This is a genomic window from Sphingomonas psychrolutea (assembly GCF_014636175.1).
GTDB classification, from domain to species: domain Bacteria; phylum Pseudomonadota; class Alphaproteobacteria; order Sphingomonadales; family Sphingomonadaceae; genus Sphingomonas; species Sphingomonas psychrolutea.
Genome location: NZ_BMDW01000019.1, coordinates 59,072 through 77,006, shown reverse-complemented (window position 1 = coordinate 77,006; position 17,935 = coordinate 59,072). Strand labels below are relative to the sequence as shown.

The following is a 17,935-nucleotide window of genomic DNA, read 5'->3' as shown; positions in this document are numbered from 1 at the left end:
GTTCGTCGTGCGATACACAGGTGCGGCAGGTTTGGGCATCACGCCCATCTATCCCACTCGATTCCCTACGTGAATCCCCAACGTCAGTTTTGCAACAAAGCCGCAAAGATGCACCAGGCAGTGAACGATCTTGCGGTGCTCGCAGCGCCCGCCGCCGCAGCGGGCGAGACGACGACCGAATACACGCCGGCCGTGACCGCGAGGAAGTCGCTCGCCTCAAGGGATCACATCATCTCGATGATTGACGGCAAGCCCTACAAGACGCTCAGGCGCCATCTGTCCGGTCACGGTCTGACGCCCGAGCAGTACCGCGAACGCTACGGTCTCAAGACCGATTATCCTATGGTCGCCGAGAGCTATTCCGAAGCGCGGCGCGCCATGGCGCACAAGATCGGTCTCGGTCAGAAGGGACGGACGGCGCGCGCAACAAAGACCGCACCCGCTCCGGCAAAAGCCGCGCGCAAACCCAAGGCCTAATCCAGGTGCCCGCTCGCCTGGATCGGTCCGATCGGGCCGATACAGACGAGCGCCTTGCGCATGTCGCAATTCGATCGGCATAGTGCGCAATGGATACGAAGTTGCAGGAAAAGATCACGGCTATCATCATGCGGGCGCCCGACTGGATGCGACAGGATCTTTTGTCGAAAGATGCGGTCGTGCGTGAACGCGCCGAAGAAACGTTGGGCGCGATGATCGCGAACGCGTTGAACGACGTCGAGCAAATCTGACGAGCACATAGCTCAGGCAGCTGCACTGCGCTCCAGCGCAGCGATGTGTTCCTCGCACACGACCTGAACGACATGACCGAGCGTTTCGACGCGACGGGCAAGCCAGACCAATTCGTTTTCGGTGATGCGGTAATGTCTCGAGTAGCGCGCCTTTACATAGGCTTCCTTGAGCTTCTCGAACCGCGAGCGGTCGGCCTTGGTCTCGCGAGGCCAGACCTCGATCAGCCGGGGATCGATCCGCTCGGCCTGGGTGCGCAGAAAACCGAGATTGTGGACGTGAGGCGTATAGAAACTGCACACCAGCAGCACGCAGTGGAGATAGCGTTCGGTCGCCTGATGAAGCTGAAAGGCCGCATTGCTGCGGCGGCCTTGCCGCAAATTGAATTCGAAGTTGTCGAAGAATTCGGCCGCGCTCGGCAGCCACTCGTCAAAATACTCTCGCGCCATCGCCAGCGCCTGGTTCGGCGTCTTGGGCTGCGGCTCGGGCAGATCGGTCGCATCGCTCTGATAGAGCGCGATCCCGTCGCGCGCGATGTCGATGAAGAAATAGCGTCCTTCCGACAGGCCGGCATTCACCTCCTGCAGCGTGTGGACGATGAAATTGACCGGCGTGCGCAAGGCTTTCGTGATCGCCAGTTCGCGGTTCAACCGATCCTCGGCGGTTGCCCAGAACTCAACACGGTCAGTGAGCTTCTGGTGATTGACGATGACGAGCAAATCAAAATCGGACTGGTAACCTTTGGCGGTGTGCGGCTCATCGACCCAGCCGCCGCGCGCATATCTGCCGGTGTTGTGACCCCGGGGCCTGCGGCAAAGGAGCTTCCCATAGACACATAGGTGATTCCCGGCGTGATTCCCGCGATCGGGCCACGCGTGACGGTGGCACAGCTCGCTAGCAGCGCCGTGCAGCTCAAAATCAAGCTGTATCGCCAACGTAGCTCGGAGCGCTTGGCCATGCCCATTCAACCGATCCTCCACAGTCGATCCGCACGCGCGAACCGTTGTGATGTCGGACAGAGCCTAAAATCTGCCCTTCCGCAATCCACCCATCACGCCAATCAGAGTTTGCTGAACCAACGGCGGGTTTTAGGGTGAGCGAGTGGCCAGTTGAACGACCGACTCTAGGGCGCGAAGCTGACCGAGCCGCCGGAACGAGCAAACAGGCGCTTATGCCGGTTTAGCGCTTCAAAGCAGAGGCGCCGCTTTTTCCCTTTCCTATCAGCCTTAATTTGTTGGCGCGAGAGGCCACCGCGCGCGTTTCAATGGCGCAATTGCGGCGTGAATCTCGAGTGATGTCGGCCGGCGGATAGTGCGGAAGCGGGCTTAGCGACGGGCAAAGCGAAATACGATTTAGACCAGCGCGACTTCACTTTGACGGGTCAGCTGCCGCAATTTGGGGGCCACACAAACGCTATCAGGACGTGCACGACCCCGGATATATCTGTTAAAAAATGATAATATCAAAAAGACGCTTACGAGTTCGAGTCCTACTCTTCGATATCGCGACCGAATTTGCGAGGCTGGCGTTGAACTCGAATATTGATTCGTCGAACCTTCTCAAATCCTTGCGGAACGTCGTTCCGGCGTGGGTTAGAGTCCGAAAATATATTGCGGCCACGTTGGGGCCACGGCCTCTAGAGCTCGACCAAATATTCTTATCTTCAAATAGTTAAGCACATACTGTCGAGTCCTGTAAGCGGCACCATTTCAAGATTTTGAAAAGACACGATTTGTTGGTGTCTCCTCGCCGGGCGCCGGCGAGATCTACGATCTTGGTATACCGCTGGTATTGCAGATGCGCTTTGGTGCGCTGGCGGACATCGGCCCAAGGACGCTCCGCGCCGTCGATGAGGTCGGTGCGATCCGTGGGTCGCACGTTGCATCGTGCCGCTTGTTGGCCGTTTCGCTCTTGCGTCCTGCCGCTGATTCGATCTGCGCGGCGGTTCATTTCGGTGCCGGTCGCGGGACGATGGGCGTAGGGTGCGCCGATCCTACTGGCGTGCGCCGTGCCGATGTCGCGCCACATCGTTACCGCTCCCGCCGCCACAAACGGACGAGGAAGCAAGCCGCAGGTCACGTCGCGCCCCTCCGCGATCGGAGGGGCGCGATCACGTTACTGTGGCTGCGAATTTCCGGCCGCGGCGTTGGTGCGCCCTTGGCCGTTCGCTGCTCCGCTGCCCGAAGCATCGCCGCCGAACGAAGGCGACGGCAAGCGGCCTGCCGGATTGTTCGCAAGCGCGCCTGCACCCGAAAGGGCGCCCTGGCCCGAACCCTGCGCGTCACCGCTGGCGCGTCCGGCTGTCGATGTCGCGCCGTTTCCGGTGCCTTGGGCCATTCCCGAAGCTTGCCCGGCCAATCCGCCGACGGCATCGGTGCCAACGCCCTGGGCGCTGAGGCTGGCGCTCTTGTTCACGGACTCGCCGCCGGACCCTGAGCCGCTGCCGCCAAGCGAATTGCCCAGCACATTGCCCGATGTGGCACCGGCCACCGCGCCAGTCACCGTCCCGGCGAGCCCCGCGTCGGCGTTGGCCGAGCCGGACTTGCTGTCGACCGATTTGCTCGCTGTCGTGCTGCCTGAGCCGGTGACCGAGCCGGTGATGCTCTGGGTGGTCGAGCCGAGCGATCCCAAGGTGCCGCCGAGCGAACCCGTTCCGCCCAATGTGCTGTTGACGGTTCCGCTGAGCGCGCCGCCAAGACCGCCGCTGCCACCGCCGCCCAGGAGTTGGGCCTGCGCCGGGCCTGCCGCAACAAGGGCTGCCAGGATCAGCGAATTCGCAATGATCAGCTTTTTCATATCGTCGCTCCTCAAGGTCGGAAGCGCCTCATGCTTCCTTCACTGAGGCAAACGATGGCTTTTGTTGCTTTCATCCGGGCTGCTGAAAATTATTTGTAACTGCGCACGGCACACGCCGATCCGGCTAGCGCTTGGCGCCGACGTCGCGCGGAGCAATCCGGCACAGTGCACAGACCACGCCTTTGCCCACCCTGCCGCGACCCTCGATCGCTTCGCGTGACACCGCCTCGAACGCTGCCACGCCGCCGCCCGCCATCATCAGCCGCGCGGTGACGAGCGGCGCCGCAAATGATGTGCCGCGTACCGTGGCATAGCCGCGTCCCGGCAGCGCCGCCGCCATGTCAGCGCCGGGCGCGGCAAAATCGAGGTGGAGCGCCTTTCCGGCCTCGGGAAGGGCGCGATTGCGGGGATCGACCGCTGTCACCGCGACGACGCCCGGATAGGAGGCCGGATAGGATGGGGGCGCGGCGGGGCCGTCATTGCCGACCGCAGCGACGATCAGAATGCCGCGCGCGTGCGCTGCCGCGACGGCCCGCTCGAGCAGGGGATTGGCGGGCCCGACCAAGCTCATATTGATCACGCGCACGCCCCGCGCCGTCAGCCACCCCAAAGCGCGCGCGATCGTCAGCGCCGATCCCTCGGTCGGGTCGCCGCCATAAACGTCCGCCACAAGCAAGGAAATGCCACGGGCTGCGCCCTGGAAACGTCCATCGGAACCGACGATCAGCGACGCAACGGCCGTGCCGTGACCGCTCGGTCGCGGCCCCGCCGCAGCAAAGCCGCGCTGTTCGATCGAGGCATTTGCGAGCGACGGATGCGCCGAGACCCCGCCATCGATCATGCCGACCATTGGGCGGCTTTGAGGCGCCGACGATGCTGCGATCGATCCGCCCAGCGCAAGGCGTGCCGGGCCGGCCGGTTCAAAGACGTGATCATAGTCGAACGTCACTTCGGGGGCGATCCGCTGTAGCCGGGCCAGACCCTCCTTGGTGGTGTCGCCCGAGGGCGGGGCGAAGGTCACGACGTGAAGATCAAGACTTTCGATATGCTCGTCCTGCAAAACGCGAAATCCGGCGCTGCGCGCGCGGGCGATTGTGTCGGCAGGCGGGTCGATCGCGATGACCGCGCCCCGGCGGACCGGATTGCCTTGCCGATCGGCGTCGAGAACCTTGCGGTGATCGCGGATCAGCCCTTGCAGGCGGGCGCGGCGCAGATCGAGCAAGCTCGCCATATCCGTCGTGGCCATGCCGCTAACGTCGTTGAGGCGATCGATCACCGGCGCGACCACCGGGGTGTTGGACGTCGCACCAAGCACGCCGCCTGCCACCCGACCGGGAATGCCGCCGAGCGACGGGAGTAGTTGCGCATTGCCCGACCCCGCCGCAAGGATGGCGGCACCGCAGGTTATAATGGTCCGGAGGCTGGGGCGGATCACGACGTTTCCTTCTTTATTGTGTCTCGCAGGATTAAACGTGCGGGCTATGTCGTTTCATCCGCATGAGCACGGGAAAACCATTTGAGTGGATTCGAGAAGGCGTTGGAGGCGCTCCTGCCACGGTTGCGACGCTTTGCGCATGGCCTAACCGCCAACCGTGCCGATGCCGACGATCTGACCCAGATTTCGATCGAGCGCGCACTGCGCGCGCGGATGCAGTGGCAGGAAGGCACGCGGCTCGACGCGTGGGTCTATCGGATCATGCGCAATTGCTGGATCGACATTGTCCGCGCACGTGCGCGAAGCAACAAGGTTCTGGCGCCTGCGGAAGCCGGCGAGCATGTCGGGCACGATCCGACCGCGCAGATGGACGCCAAGATCGACTTGGAGCGCCTGATGCGGGCGATGGAGGTGCTGCCGGTCGAGCAGCGCGAAGTTGTGGTGCTCGTGCTGATCGAGGGATTTGGGTATCGCGAAACCGCCGAACTGCTCGATCTGCCGATCGGGACCGTATCCAGTCGGTTGGTTCGTGGCCGCACGGCGCTGCTCGCGTTGATCAAGGAGGGCTGAACCAATGATCGATGAAGAAACAATCTTCGCGTTTATCGATGGCGAGCTGGATGGCGAAGAGCGCAGCCGGATCGCAGCCCTGATCGACGCCGATCCGGCGCTGCGGGCGATGGTCGCCGAGCATCGCGCCCTGGCGGGTCGATTGCAGAGCGAATTCGCGACCCTCGTGGAAGCGCCGGTTCCGCCCGCTCTTTTGGCGCAGGTCGCGGCGGGGGGTGATGTGCGTTCGCTGGCGGCGGCCCGTCATGCCCGCGAACAACGCCGGACCATCTGGACCATGCCGCAGTGGGGGGCGCTGGCCGCCACGCTCGTCGCCGGCGTGATCGTCGGCGCAGCCTTTAGCGGCGGCCGGGAAGGACCCGTCACCGAACAAGGCGGACGCCTGCTGGCTTTGGGGCGACTGGAGCACGCATTGAATACCCAACTCGCCAGCACGCAAGGTGCCAATCCCACCATTCGCATTGGCCTGACCTTCAAAAATCAGGGTGGCGCACTCTGTCGCTCGTTCTCCGGCGCGGTTGCCGACGGCGTGGCCTGTCACGAAGGGAAAGGGTGGCAGCTGCAAGGCTTGGTTGGGCACGGCTCTCGCCCCGCCGGTGCCTATCGCATGGCAGCAAGTCCCGGCACGGCGGAGTTTGTCGACAGACTCATCGATGGAGAGGCGTTGGATCAGGCGCAGGAGCGGGCGGCATTGGCGGCGAACTGGGCCCCGCCAAAAGCGCGCTAACCGTTTGCAGTGGCCCGCGTCCGAAACGGCTGCGGTCGCCGGTGAGCAATAGCGTGCGCAGTCGCCAAACTGACGCAAATCGGGCATAGACTGCTGCGATGAAAAACTTTCGAAAATACGTGCTGACGCTTGGGTCGGTTGCGCTTGCGGCGACCGCCATTGCCGCCGATCGCGCCGTTGCAGGCCAGGCCTTGCCGACCGGCCAGATGCTGACGCCGCTCGCGGCACCGGGTGCGCGCTTCGAGCCACTGGTCGCGCAGGTTGGGCCGCACCCGTCTTATGTTGCGGACGGTGCGGCGGCGATCGCGGTCAGCCCGAACCGGCGCGAGATGCTGGTGCTGACCAGCGGCTTCAATCGCTATAACGGCGCAGACGGAAAGCTCGTGCTGGCACAATCGAGCCAATATATCTTCCGCTACGCGATCGATGCCAAGGGCAGTCGGTTGCTGCAAACGCTGACGGTGCCCAACAGCTATTCGGGCATTGCCTGGCAACCCGACGGAAGCGGCTTTGTCGTGGGTGGGGGCAGTGATGACACGCTGCATCTGTTCAAGCGTGGAGGCGCGGGCTTTGCGGAACAGGGCAAGGCGATCAAGCTTGGCCATGCCGCCGGTAACGGTGCCGATGTCAGGCCGCAGGCGGCCGGGGTCGCAGTCAGCCCGGATGGTCGTCGGGCGCTGGTCGCCAATTATTATAACGACTCGGTAAGCTTGGTTGATCTGGTCGCCGCCCGGGTGATCGCCGAACAGGATTTGCGACCGGGCAAGATCGATCCGGCGCAAAGCGGCACGGCGGGTGGCGAAAACCCGTTCGCGATCGTCTGGACCGATGCGACCCACGCCTGGGTGTCGGCACCGCGCGACCGACAGCTGGTCGCGCTGACCGTTTCGATCGATGCGATTGGCGTGGCCAAGCGCGTCGCGACGCTGGGCGAACCGACCGCGCTGCTGTTCGACGCCGCGAGCAAGCGGCTTTATGCGACCGAGGATAATGCCGATCGGCTCGCCATTGTCGATACCGCCAGCGCGACGCTGACCGGCGAGCCGCGGCTCGGCCTGCCCGATGCACTCGGTCACGGGCAAATCGCCAAGGGGCTGAACGTCAATGCGCTGGCGCTGCTGCCCGACCGTCGCTTGCTCGTGACGATGGGCGGCATCAACGCCGTGGCGTTGGTCGCGCCGAGCGCACGCGGCGCGACCGTGCAGGGCCTGATCCCGACCGGCTGGTATCCCAGCGCCGTTGCCGCCAGCGCCGATGGCACGCGCGTGTTCGTCGCCAACCGCAAAAGTCCGCCAGGGGCAAATCCGCAAGGCTGCGCGCCGAAGCTCGCCATTTATCGCGGCCAGCCCGACGCGTGTGGCGCCGCCAACCAGTATATCTTCCAGCTCGAAAAGGCCGGACTGCTCCAATTTCCGCTCCCCGCGCCCAAGGCGCTTGTGCGGACGACGCGACAGGTCGCCGACAATATCGGGTTGGGCGACACGCAGCAGCGCGCCGCTGCGGCCGCGACGATGGCGGCGGTCCGCGCGCGGATCAAACATGTGGTGTTCATCATCAAGGAGAACCGCACCTATGATCAGGTGCTCGGCGATCTCGAAATCGGCAATGGCGACCCGCATCTCGCCATCCTCGGCGAACATCTCTCGCCCAACCACCACCAGCTGGCGCGGGCGTTCGTGACGCTCGACAATTTCTACGACAGTGGTGAGCAGTCGAGCACGGGCTGGACGTGGTCGACGGCGGCGCGCGTGCCCGATTTGCTGGAGAAGACCGCGCCGGTCAACTATTCCGGGCGTGGGCTGGCGTATGAGGCAGAGGAAGCCGATCGCTTTATTTACACGGCGCAGACCCCGGCCGAGCGCCATGCCACCAATCCAGCTTTGTCGACCGATCCCGATTTGATGCCCGGTCCGGCGTTGCTGACCGCGCCCGATGGCGAGCGTGATGACGAGACCGGCCAAGGCTTCCTGTGGAACGCCGCGATCCGCAAGGGATTGAGCGTGCGCAATTACGGCTTTTCCGACGCGTCGATTTACGACCTCGGCAAGGCTGGCTTCGTGCCGCTGGTGCGCGAACCGGCCCTAACGCAAACGCGCATCTACACGCCGGGCGACCGGCTGCTCGCGTCGCGCAGCGATCCGTATTTCCGCGGCTTCGACCAAAAGATGCCCGATTATTGGCGCGTGCGCGAATGGCAGCGCGAATTCGCGCAAGCCGAAGCTAGCGGCACCACCCCGGCGCTGACGCTGTTGCGGCTCAGCCACGACCATTTCGGCGACTTCAAGGACGCGATCGACGGCGTCGATACGGTTGAGACGCAAATGGCCGACAATGATTTTGCGCTGGGCCAAGTGGTCGAAACGATCGCGAACAGCCGCGATCGCGACTCTACGCTCATTTTCGTGATCGAGGACGACGCGCAAAACGGTGCCGATCATGTCGATGCGCGGCGCAGCGTGGCGTTCGTGATCGGCGCCACGGTGCGCCAGCACGCCTTGGTCTCGACACGCTATACGACGGTCAGCCTGTTGCGAACGATCGAGGATGTGCTTGGCCTTGCGCCGCTCGGTCTCAACGATTCGCTTGCCGTGCCGATGGCCGACCTGTTCGATCCGACGACGACCGCATGGACCTATCGCGCGGTGGCGGCCGATGTGCTGCGCACAACCAAGCTGCCGATTCCGGCGGATCGCTACGCACCGAAAATAGCGGCAGTCGCTTCGACGCCGCACACCGCGGCCTATTGGGCCGAGGCGATGAAGGGCCAGGATTTCCGGACCGAGGACCATCTCGATACCGCCGCCTTCAACGCAGCGCTGTGGCGCGGGCTCGGCATCGAACCCAAACCGACGGCTGGGTTGGGCGGCGGTATGTGAACAGAAGAGGCGGCGTTGCGGGTGGGAAGGTACCTTTCCGACCGGCGATATGCTGAAGTCCAATTCGGTCGCTACGCCGCGGGCGTTTCTCCCGCCTCGATCCGTTTGGCGATGGCGTCGATCACCGGCCATAGATCGGCGACGCTGTCGATGACATAGTTCGCGCCGGCCGCGCGCAGCGCCGCGGTGGCTTCGGCGACACGGCGCGTGCGGTCGTCGGGTGCCAGCGCGAGCAGCGCTGCATGGTCGAGCCCGACGCCGTTCCCTGACGCTGCGAGGCCAACGGTCCACGCCCCCGCGGACCGTCCTTCGCCAATGCCGACGGTCGCATCATCGACCTTGATGCATGCCGAGGCCGGCCAGACCCCCAGTTCGACCAGCGCCTTCCATAGCATCAGCGGCGAGGGACGCCCGGCGAGCGTCTCGCCCGAGCAAATGACGACGTCGGGCGTATAGCCCTGCGCCGCCGCCATCGGCAGAATGTCGACCATCATCGGGCGGGTGTAGCCGGTGCATGACCCAATCTTGATGCCCGTTTCGCGCAATTTCTCGATAAGGGCAACCGCGCCAGGAATGAGCGTTGCGCATTGCTTCGCCGCGCCTTGCATCATCGGCTCGACCGCATCGTGGAGCCTCGTCACGTCGTGTTCGGTCGGGGCCGCGCCGTGCACCCCGTGCCAATGTTCGGCCACGCGGGGCATGGCGAGGATCGCGCGGATATGGTCGCGTTTGGCCCGGCCCATATCGACGCGGGCCTCGGCCTCCGACAGCGGCACGCCGGCATCGGCGAACACCGCCAGCAACGCAATGACCGGTGCCCGGCTGCCATGGTCGATCATCGTGCCGGCCCAGTCGAGCACCACGGCCTTGACGGGAAAAGTCATGTCTCTGTTCCTTTGGGGAGACTCATGGACGCGAGCGTCTCTTCGGCAAGCGCAAAGGCGGTCGAGGCACCCGTGCCGCTCGTCACGGTGACCACGCGGACGCCGGGCAGCGGGCTGGTGACACGGCTATGGCTTGCGGCGGAGGCGTAGGTGCCGGTCCACCGCGCGAGCACGGGCGGGACATGGCCAAACACCGCCCGGAACTCGTCGAGAATTAGCGCGTCGACCCGGTCATCCGCGAAGGGGTCGGGCGTTGCCGCATAATGGTGGCTATCGCCAACGACCAGGCTGCCGTCGGCGCTCTGCGTGACGATCAGGTGGATGCCATGCGTGAGATGATCGGGCTGTTCGACGTCCAACCTGTGGCGCAGCGCCTGTGCCGCGGGCAGCGCGGCATAGCCGAGATAGCGCACCAACGAGAGATCGGACATGATCGCGGCGGGCAAGGTGTAACCGGGCGCGGCCAGCCGCAGCATCTGAAGCTTGCAGCGCGTGATACCGGCCATTGCTTCCGGAAACAGCGTGGTGAGATCATCGCCGGGACACACGATGATCTCCGCCGCACGGACGATCCCGGCGGTCGTTTCGAGCTGGCCGTGCTCGACGCGGTGGACCGCCACGCCGCGCTGGAACGCGACACCGTGCTGCTCGGCCAACCATGCGGCGAGCTTCGGGATCGCGGTGCGCGATTCAACCCGAATGTCGACCGCGCTTGTCAGCACGCCCTCGAGCTGGGCGGGCCGGATTGCGCCGAGCAGGGCTCCGGCGGCGGCCGGATCGTGCCACGCACAGTCCTCCGCCATCTCGGTTTCGAGAAAGGCCTCACACACTGCCCGCGCCTCTGGGCGCTGGGCGATCATGACAAGCCCACGCTGTTCGATCGCGATGCCGGCCGGCCCCGCTACCTCCAGCCAGATGTCGCGCGAGCGCCGGGCGCGACGCCATACGGCGCCCTGCTCCTGACCGCTCACGGTGACGAAACCGAAATTGCGGATCGATGCGCCATTGGCTTGCGTGTCGCGATCCAGCACGATGACGCTGCGCCCCTCGCGCGCGGCCGCGAGCGCGTGCGCTAAGCCGACAATCCCTGCGCCAACGATGGCGACGTCATAGGAGGCTGGATCATAGGAGGCTGGATCATAGGAGGCTGGCATTTCCGTCTTCCTCGATCGCGACCTCGCTATGCCCTAGCGGGCAACGGACCCGTCTGCCAGCGATCAGTATTCTAGACGCGCAGCAAGGTGAGCGCGGTTTCGGCATCGATCACCTCGGCATATTTGGCCTGCAGATCGAACAGGTTCGCCTCATGCGGCCCGGGCGTACGATCGGCGCAGGCATCGGCAACGACGAAGGGCCGGAAGCCAGTCTGTAGCGCATCCAGCGCCGACGCCCGAACGCAGCCCGACGTGGAAAACCCACACAGCAGCACCGTATCGACGGCGGCGGCGTGGAGCGTCGAGGCGAGCGAAGTGCCGAAAAATGCCGAGGCATATTGTTTGGAAACGACGATCTCGTCCGCGGCAGGGCTGATGGCGTCGGGAAAGCGTCCGAACGGCGCGCCCGCATCGAACGCCCGCAGCGCCGGCACCTTGCGATAGAACAGCCCGCCATCGCCGCCGCCCGCCTGATAGACGACGTTGGTGTAGAGCACCGGCAGTGCGCGCGCGCGCGCGGCGGCGATGAGGCGCGAAATCGTCGGCAAGGCCGCCACGAACGCCGGGGCGTAGAGCGGCGAGGCGGGATCGAGATAGGCGCGAACGACGTCGATGACGAGCAGGGCAGGGCGTTCCCCGAACGCCAGATGGCCATCGAACGGCTCGGCCGCGGGATCGCTCATATGATCCCGTCGGCCGTCATTTGCGCAATCTCGTCCGCCGCGATGCCGAGTGCGCCATACACCGCCTGATTGTCGCGGCCCACCGTCGCCGAGGCGGCCGTGCGGATCGATCCGGGCGTGTCGGACAGTTTGGGGAAGCAATTCTGCATGTGAATCCGACCCCAACGCTCGGTCTCGACCGGGACCAGCGCTTCGCGCGCGGCGAAATGCGGATCGGCGAGCATTTCCGGCGCGCGGAAGATCGTGCCTGCGGGGACCGAATATTCCAGCATCGCCGCTTCGACTTCGGCAACGGTCCGTGCGCTCGTCCATTCCGCAATCAGCGCGTCGAGTTCCACCTGATGCGCCCCGCGCGCGATGTGCGTGGCGTACCGTGGGTCGCTCGCCAGCTCGGGGCGGCCCATTGCGGTGCAGAGGCGACCGAACACAGCGTCCTGATTCCCGCCGATCAGAAATTCGCCGTCGCTGCACGGATAGACGTTCGACGGGGCAATACCCGGCAAGACCGAACCCGAGCGCTCGCGGATGTAGCCCGACACTTCATATTCAGGGACAAGGCTTTCCATCACTTGCAACACCGCTTCGTAGAGCGCGCTGTCCACCACTTGGCCGCGCCCGGTGCGTTCGCGCGCATGCAGCGCGGCGAGCGCGCCCATGCAGCCGTAGGTCGCCGCCAGACTGTCGCCGATCGAAATTCCCATGCGGCTCGGCGGGCGATCGGGGTCGCCGACGATATAGCGCCAGCCGCCCATCGCTTCGCCGATCCCGCCAAACCCGGCGCGGCCACTATACGGACCGCTTTGCCCATAGCCCGAGACGCGCACGATGATGAGGCGCGGGTTGAGCGCGTGCAGGTCGTCGGGGCCCAGACCCCATTTCTCCATGGTGCCGGGTTTGAAATTCTCGATCAGGATATCCGCCGTTTCCGCCAGCCGCCGGACCAGCGCTTGTCCGCCGGGCACGCGCAGATTGGCCGATACCGTCTGCTTGTTGCGGGCGACGACTTCCCACCACAATTTATCCTCGCCGCGCCCCCATTGCCGCATCGGATCGCCCGCACCGGGCGGCTCGACCTTGATCACCTCGGCCCCCATATCGCCGAGCAACTGGCCGCAAAAAGGGCCGGCAATGAGCTGACCGAGTTCGATTACGCGAATTCCGTGCAGGGCGCCGTGCTGTTCCATCAGAACCTCAGGCCGCAACCGTCGCGTGCTGCCACACCGGCTGGCGCGGCGCGGGCAGACTCGTTTCGGCCAGACACGTGGCGCGGAGCGTGGCGATGTCGGGGCCATAATCGAACACGGCATCGATCGGCCCGCGCGCTTCGGCGACCTGCTGGCGCAGCGCGGCTGTCGCGGCGACATCGACCAGCTCGTCCTGCACGACGACGCCGTACGCCAGCGCGCCGGCCACGGTGACCAATCCCTCGCGCACTTCCTGTGCGACGAGGTCGGGGTCGCGCGCCAAGGGATCGCCCCAGCCGCCGCCGCCCCAAGTGATGAAGTGCAATTGGTCGCCTGCCAACACTTCGACATCCTCAACCTTATTGCCCACGACGCTGATCGTCCCGTCGGCGCGTTCGAGCAATTTGCGTGCGCGCGCGCCCGGTTTTCCGCCGTTTACCCCCCATGGGCGGGTGAACCAGCGATCGTCATGGATCGCGATCATGCCGGGCTCGAGGAAGCGATAGGTCATATGGATGCCATTGCCACCGCGGTGCAGGCCCGCCCCACCCGAATCCGGCTCGGTTTCGTAGCGTTCGATCCGCAACGGGAAATAGCGTTCGAGGAATTCGTTGGGGACGTTGGTGAAGCCCGGCCACAAGGAATGCCCGTCGGGCCCATCGCCCAGCGGCCGGCCGGGAATGCCACCAAAGCCGATCTGGAACAGTTGGAACCACGCACCCTTCGCATCGCGGCCCGAATAGAACAGGTGCGGCGAAGAGGAGAAACCGGCGGCGTTGAGGAACTCCGGCGTTTTCTGGCCGAGCAAGCCCCCCAGAATATCGAAGATCCGCCCGAGTGCATGGGTTCGCCCCGACAGCGCGGCGGGGAATTTCGGCTTGAGCAACGATCCTTCGGGGATGCGCACGTCGATCAGATCGTAGAACCCGTCATTGAACAGGATCTGCGGGTCGAACACCATGATCATGTAGATGCCGAAGAACATCCGGAACATGTTTTCGTTGAGGAAGAAATTGATCGATGCGTGCGATTGCGGATCGGTTCCGGCAAAATCGAGAATGACGCGCTCACCCTCGCGCCACATCGTGCATTTGATCTTGTACGGGCCGTAGCCGAGCCCGTCGTCACACAGATAATCTTCGAAGCTGACCGGCTGCTCGCCGATCGAGCTGGCGATCAGTTGCTTCATCGCGCGGTGGTTGCGCGCGAGCAATTCGCCGGTGGCCGCGACATACAGATCGTCGCCGAACCGCCCCGCCATCTCGACCACGCGCCGCGCGGCGACCCGGCATGAAGCGATCAGTGCGTTCAGATCGGCGGTGCACCAGTCGGGCTTGCGCGTCTGGCACATGATCAGCCGGATCAGGTCGGCATTGTGGACGCCCGCCGCATAGAGCTTGACCGGCGGGATGCGGACGCCCTCCTCGAAGATCGATCGCGCGGTGATCGGCATGCTGCCGGCGACCTTGCCGCCAATGTCGCTCTGGTGGCCGAACATCGCGGTATAGGCGATCAGTCGCCCGTTCTTGAACACCGGCAGCAACACCAGCCAGTCGTTGGAATGGCTGATCGCGCCGCCGACCGAATAGGGATCGGACATCAGGAACATGTCGCCTTCCTCGACCGTGCCGTCATAGCCGTCGAGGAAGCCACCGATGAACGAGCCGAACTGGCCGACGATCATCCGCCCCGCATGATCGGCGATCAGCGGAAAGGCATCGCCCTGTTCGCGAATGCCGGGGGACATGGCGGTGCGCACCAGCGTCGCGTCCATCTCGACCCGCGCATTGCGCAGGGCATTCTCGATAATGTCGAGCATGACGGGGTCGACCGTGGTGGCGGCGAAGGGCTGCGGATTGGTTTCGACGATGGTCGCGGGCATGGTCGCTGCTCCTCAGGCCGGGTTGATCAGGATGTTGCCGACCGCGTCGACCGTGGCGATGTGGCGTGTTTCGATCAGCGTCGTCGAATCCATCTCGACGACGACTGCCGGGCCGACGATGCGGTCACCGGCGCGCAGCTTCGATCGGTCGTAGATCGCGGCGGCCTGTTCGGCCCCGTCCATCCACAAAATGTGATCGCGCAGCTTGGCGGCGGACGGGTCGCCATCGCCTCGCGGCAGTTTCGCCGCTGGCAAATCGAGCGCGCGGCCGAGTGCGACCGCGCGCAAGTTCACGATCTCGTGCGCGCTCTCCATGTTGAAGGTGAACAGCCGCAAATGTTCGGCATCGAAGCGTTCGGTCAGCCCGGCGATGCCGTCGCGGCGCAACACCTCGGGGTCGATCGTCAGCGCCACTTCGAACGCTTGCCCTTCATAGCGCAAGTCGATTTCGAACAGGCTGGTGATATCGCTATCGGCAATGCCATCGGAAGCGAGCTCGCCGCGCGTCTGCGTCGCCATTTCGTCGAGGATCGCGTGGAGCTGCGCCTCGTCGGTCGCGCGCGCGAGGCGCGAGAAGGAGCGTGCGGTTTCGGTACGGGTACGCGTCGTCGCGTCGCCCAGCGCGCACAGCACGCCCGGTGACATCGGGGATACCGCCGGATAGCTCCCCATCAGACGCGCGACCGCATTGACGTGCAACGGCCCCGCGCCGCCAAAGCCCATCAGCGCGAAATCGCGCGGATCATAGCCTTGCTGCACCGAAATCATCCGGAGCGCGCCGAACATATTCTCATTGACGATGTCGATGATCCCGCGCGCCGCCGCCATCAGCCCGATGCCGAGCGCATCGGCGATCGTCTGCACCGCGGCTTGCGCGGCGGGGCGATCGAGCTTGAAGGTGCCGCCGAGCAGATTTTCGGGAAGATAGCCGAGCACGACATTGGCGTCGGTTACGGTCGGTAGCGTACCGCCCTTGCCGTACGCAGCGGGGCCGGGCACGGCGCCTGCCGATTGCGGGCCGACGCGGAGCGCCTTGGTCAATTCCGGCACATACGCGATCGAACCGCCGCCCGCGCCGACCGTCTTCACGTCGAGCGAGGAAGCGCGCACCGACAGATGCCCGACCTCGGTGGTGCGCACGCGGCGCGGCTCGAGCGCTTCGATCAGCGCGACATCGGTCGAGGTGCCGCCGACGTCTAGCGTCAGGATGTTGGTAAGCCCGGCATTTTTCGCGACCCACAGCGCGCCGGTCACGCCGCCGGCCGGCCCCGACATCAACAGCGAAACGGGATGTTCCTCGGCCTTTTCAGAACTCATCAACCCGCCGTCGGAGCGCAGCAGTGCGATCTTTCCGGCCATCCCGGTCTCGCGCAATTTGCCGCGTAGCGCGCGGACATACCGCCCGACGACCGGTCGCACTGCGGCGTTGGCGACGGTCGTCAGCGTGCGCTCATATTCCTGCATTTCGGGCAACACGATGTGGCTGAGCGAGACCGGGATATCGGGCATGATTTCGGCGGCGATCTCGCCAATCCGCGTTTCGTGCGCGCCGTTCACATAGGAATTGATCAGCGCGATCGTCACCGTTTCCACGCCGCGCGCCTTGAGTGACGCGAGCGCGGCACGTGCGCCAACTTCGTCGAGCGGGCGCACCTCGCTGCCGTCCGCCGCCATGCGACCGCCGACCGCGATCGTATCCTCGAGCGCGGCGAGCGGGCGCGGCTTGGGCCAGATGATCCACCCCGCCAGCCCGCCGGGGACGAAGCTGCGCGCGATCTGCATCACGTCGCGATAGCCTTCGGTCACGATCAGCCCGACGCGCGCGCCTTTGCCCTCGAGCACGGCGTTGGTGGCGACGGTGGTGCCGTGCAGGAAAATCTCGATCTCGGCTGGATCGACCCCGGCATCGGCGCAAATCGCGCTGACCCCGGTCAGGATGCCGACCGAACTGTCGGCGGGCGTCGACGGGGTCTTGTGCCGCCAGAAGCGACCCGATGCCGCATCGAGCAGCAGCAGATCGGTGAAAGTGCCGCCGACATCGACGCCGAGACGATAGCTCATATGCGGTCCCAAATCCCTCTAAGCTGCGATCGGAAACCCGCCCGTGCGGGCGAGCCTTCCGGGCAGCGATTTGCCCATGATGTCGGAAAGCCAGAGGCTGGCGGCGCTTGCCCCGGCCAGGTCGAGCCCGGTCGTGACGCCGGAGCGGTCGAGCAGGTAGATTGCATCCTCGGTCGCGACATTGCCCGCCGCACCCGGTGCGAACGGGCATCCGCCAAGCCCGCCGAGCGCGGTATCGATCGTTGCTGCGCCGGCTTCGACTGCGGCCCAGACGTTGGCAATCCCGGTGTTGCGCGTGTCGTGGAGATGGACGCGCACCGGCAGCGGCGCGATCGCCGCCTTGACCCGCGCGACCAGCGCCGCGACTTGGGCCGGCACCGCGACGCCGATCGTATCGGCGAGTGCGATTTCGACCATCCCGCCCTCGGCCAGCGCGACGGCCATCGCGACGATCCGGTCGGGATCGACCTCGCCCTCGAACGGGCAGCCGAACGCTGACGCGATCGTGGTTTGCGCGGTGCGGCCGGCAGCGCGGGCGAGTGCGGCGATGCGGATCGCGACCTGCACCGATTCGGCGCTGGTCTGGCCTTGGTTGCGCTGCGCGAAAGTATCGGTCGCGACGCACACCGCGCCAAGCTGATCGATCCGCGTCGCCAGCGCGCGCTCGGCACCACGCTCGTTGAGGACGAGGCCGATCCAAGTGACATCGTCGCGATCGGGCAGGGCCGCAACCACCGCCTCGGCATCGGCCATTTGCGGCACGCGGCGGGGATTGACGAAGCTGGTGACTTCGATCCGGCGGACGCCGTAACCCAGCGCACGTTCGATCAACGCAAGTTTGTCGGCGGTCGAAATCGCGGCGGATTCGTTCTGCAGGCCGTCGCGCGGGCCGACTTCGACGATTTCGACGCTACGTTGCAAGACCATCCTCCGGAACATTGTATACAACTAGCGGTG

Annotated in this window: 16 protein-coding genes; 5 read left to right on the top strand and 11 right to left on the bottom strand. The window is 65.1% G+C overall.

The features are described from left to right. Positions 1 to 60 precede the first annotated feature (60 nt). Positions 61 to 477 carry a Ros/MucR family transcriptional regulator gene (locus tag IEV62_RS14210; RefSeq protein ID WP_229733187.1) on the top strand — a complete coding sequence of 139 codons (417 nt, stop codon included), beginning with the start codon at positions 61 to 63 and terminating at the stop codon, positions 475 to 477. Positions 478 to 578: 101 nt separating this feature from the next. Next, positions 579 to 728, top strand: coding sequence for a DUF6771 family protein (locus IEV62_RS14205; RefSeq protein ID WP_188448631.1), 150 nt, complete (start codon positions 579 to 581; stop codon positions 726 to 728). Positions 729 to 740: 12 nt separating this feature from the next. Here IEV62_RS14205 and IEV62_RS14200 read toward each other — a convergent pair whose 3' ends face one another. The 4 genes from IEV62_RS14200 to IEV62_RS14185 form a co-directional block, all read right to left on the bottom strand. After that, positions 741 to 1,661, bottom strand: coding sequence for a HEPN domain-containing protein (locus tag IEV62_RS14200; RefSeq protein WP_188448617.1), 921 nt, complete (start codon positions 1,659 to 1,661; stop codon positions 741 to 743). 736 nt (positions 1,662 to 2,397) lie between these two features. Next, positions 2,398 to 2,754, bottom strand: a complete 357-nt coding sequence (locus IEV62_RS14195; RefSeq protein WP_188448615.1) for a hypothetical protein — start codon at positions 2,752 to 2,754, stop codon at positions 2,398 to 2,400. An 87-nt stretch (positions 2,755 to 2,841) separates the two neighbouring features. Further along, complete coding sequence (locus IEV62_RS14190) at positions 2,842 to 3,522, bottom strand: hypothetical protein (protein ID WP_188448614.1); 681 nt, start codon at positions 3,520 to 3,522, stop codon at positions 2,842 to 2,844. A 124-nt stretch (positions 3,523 to 3,646) separates the two neighbouring features. Beyond that, positions 3,647 to 4,957 carry a S8 family serine peptidase gene (locus tag IEV62_RS14185; protein WP_229733183.1) on the bottom strand — a complete coding sequence of 437 codons (1,311 nt, stop codon included), beginning with the start codon at positions 4,955 to 4,957 and terminating at the stop codon, positions 3,647 to 3,649. A gap of 81 nt (positions 4,958 to 5,038) precedes the next feature. Between IEV62_RS14185 and IEV62_RS14180 the strand changes: the two genes are divergently transcribed. From IEV62_RS14180 to IEV62_RS14170, 3 genes are all read left to right on the top strand, one after another. Then, positions 5,039 to 5,527, top strand: coding sequence for an RNA polymerase sigma factor (locus tag IEV62_RS14180; protein WP_188448612.1), 489 nt, complete (start codon positions 5,039 to 5,041; stop codon positions 5,525 to 5,527). Between the two features lie 4 nt (positions 5,528 to 5,531). After that, positions 5,532 to 6,254: an anti-sigma factor family protein gene (locus IEV62_RS14175; RefSeq protein ID WP_188448610.1), complete on the top strand. Its 723-nt coding sequence runs from the start codon at positions 5,532 to 5,534 to the stop codon at positions 6,252 to 6,254. A 98-nt stretch (positions 6,255 to 6,352) separates the two neighbouring features. Further along, positions 6,353 to 9,130 carry a bifunctional YncE family protein/alkaline phosphatase family protein gene (locus IEV62_RS14170; protein WP_188448608.1) on the top strand — a complete coding sequence of 926 codons (2,778 nt, stop codon included), beginning with the start codon at positions 6,353 to 6,355 and terminating at the stop codon, positions 9,128 to 9,130. Between the two features lie 71 nt (positions 9,131 to 9,201). Here IEV62_RS14170 and phnX read toward each other — a convergent pair whose 3' ends face one another. From phnX to IEV62_RS14135, 7 genes are all read right to left on the bottom strand, one after another. Beyond that, positions 9,202 to 10,014: a phosphonoacetaldehyde hydrolase gene (phnX, locus tag IEV62_RS14165; RefSeq protein WP_188448606.1), complete on the bottom strand. Its 813-nt coding sequence runs from the start codon at positions 10,012 to 10,014 to the stop codon at positions 9,202 to 9,204. Further along, entirely contained in the window at positions 10,011 to 11,168 is a 1,158-nt protein-coding gene (locus tag IEV62_RS14160) for a TIGR03364 family FAD-dependent oxidoreductase (RefSeq protein WP_188448604.1), read from the bottom strand. Before IEV62_RS14160 ends, phnX begins: the two co-directional genes overlap by 4 nt. Positions 11,169 to 11,239: 71 nt before the next feature. After that, entirely contained in the window at positions 11,240 to 11,851 is a 612-nt protein-coding gene (locus IEV62_RS14155; RefSeq protein WP_188448602.1) for an isochorismatase family protein, read from the bottom strand. After that, entirely contained in the window at positions 11,848 to 13,035 is a 1,188-nt protein-coding gene (locus IEV62_RS14150) for a CaiB/BaiF CoA transferase family protein (protein WP_188448600.1), read from the bottom strand. The genes IEV62_RS14155 and IEV62_RS14150 overlap by 4 nt, the downstream gene beginning before the upstream one ends. A gap of 7 nt (positions 13,036 to 13,042) precedes the next feature. Next, the gene (locus IEV62_RS14145; protein ID WP_188448598.1) at positions 13,043 to 14,917 is read right to left on the bottom strand and encodes a hydantoinase B/oxoprolinase family protein; all 1,875 of its coding nucleotides are present in this window, start codon (positions 14,915 to 14,917) and stop codon (positions 13,043 to 13,045) included. Between the two features lie 12 nt (positions 14,918 to 14,929). Next, positions 14,930 to 16,978 carry a hydantoinase/oxoprolinase family protein gene (locus tag IEV62_RS14140; protein WP_188448596.1) on the bottom strand — a complete coding sequence of 683 codons (2,049 nt, stop codon included), beginning with the start codon at positions 16,976 to 16,978 and terminating at the stop codon, positions 14,930 to 14,932. A gap of 18 nt (positions 16,979 to 16,996) precedes the next feature. Continuing rightward, entirely contained in the window at positions 16,997 to 17,917 is a 921-nt protein-coding gene (locus IEV62_RS14135; RefSeq protein ID WP_229733181.1) for a hydroxymethylglutaryl-CoA lyase, read from the bottom strand. Positions 17,918 to 17,935: the final 18 nt, after the last annotated feature.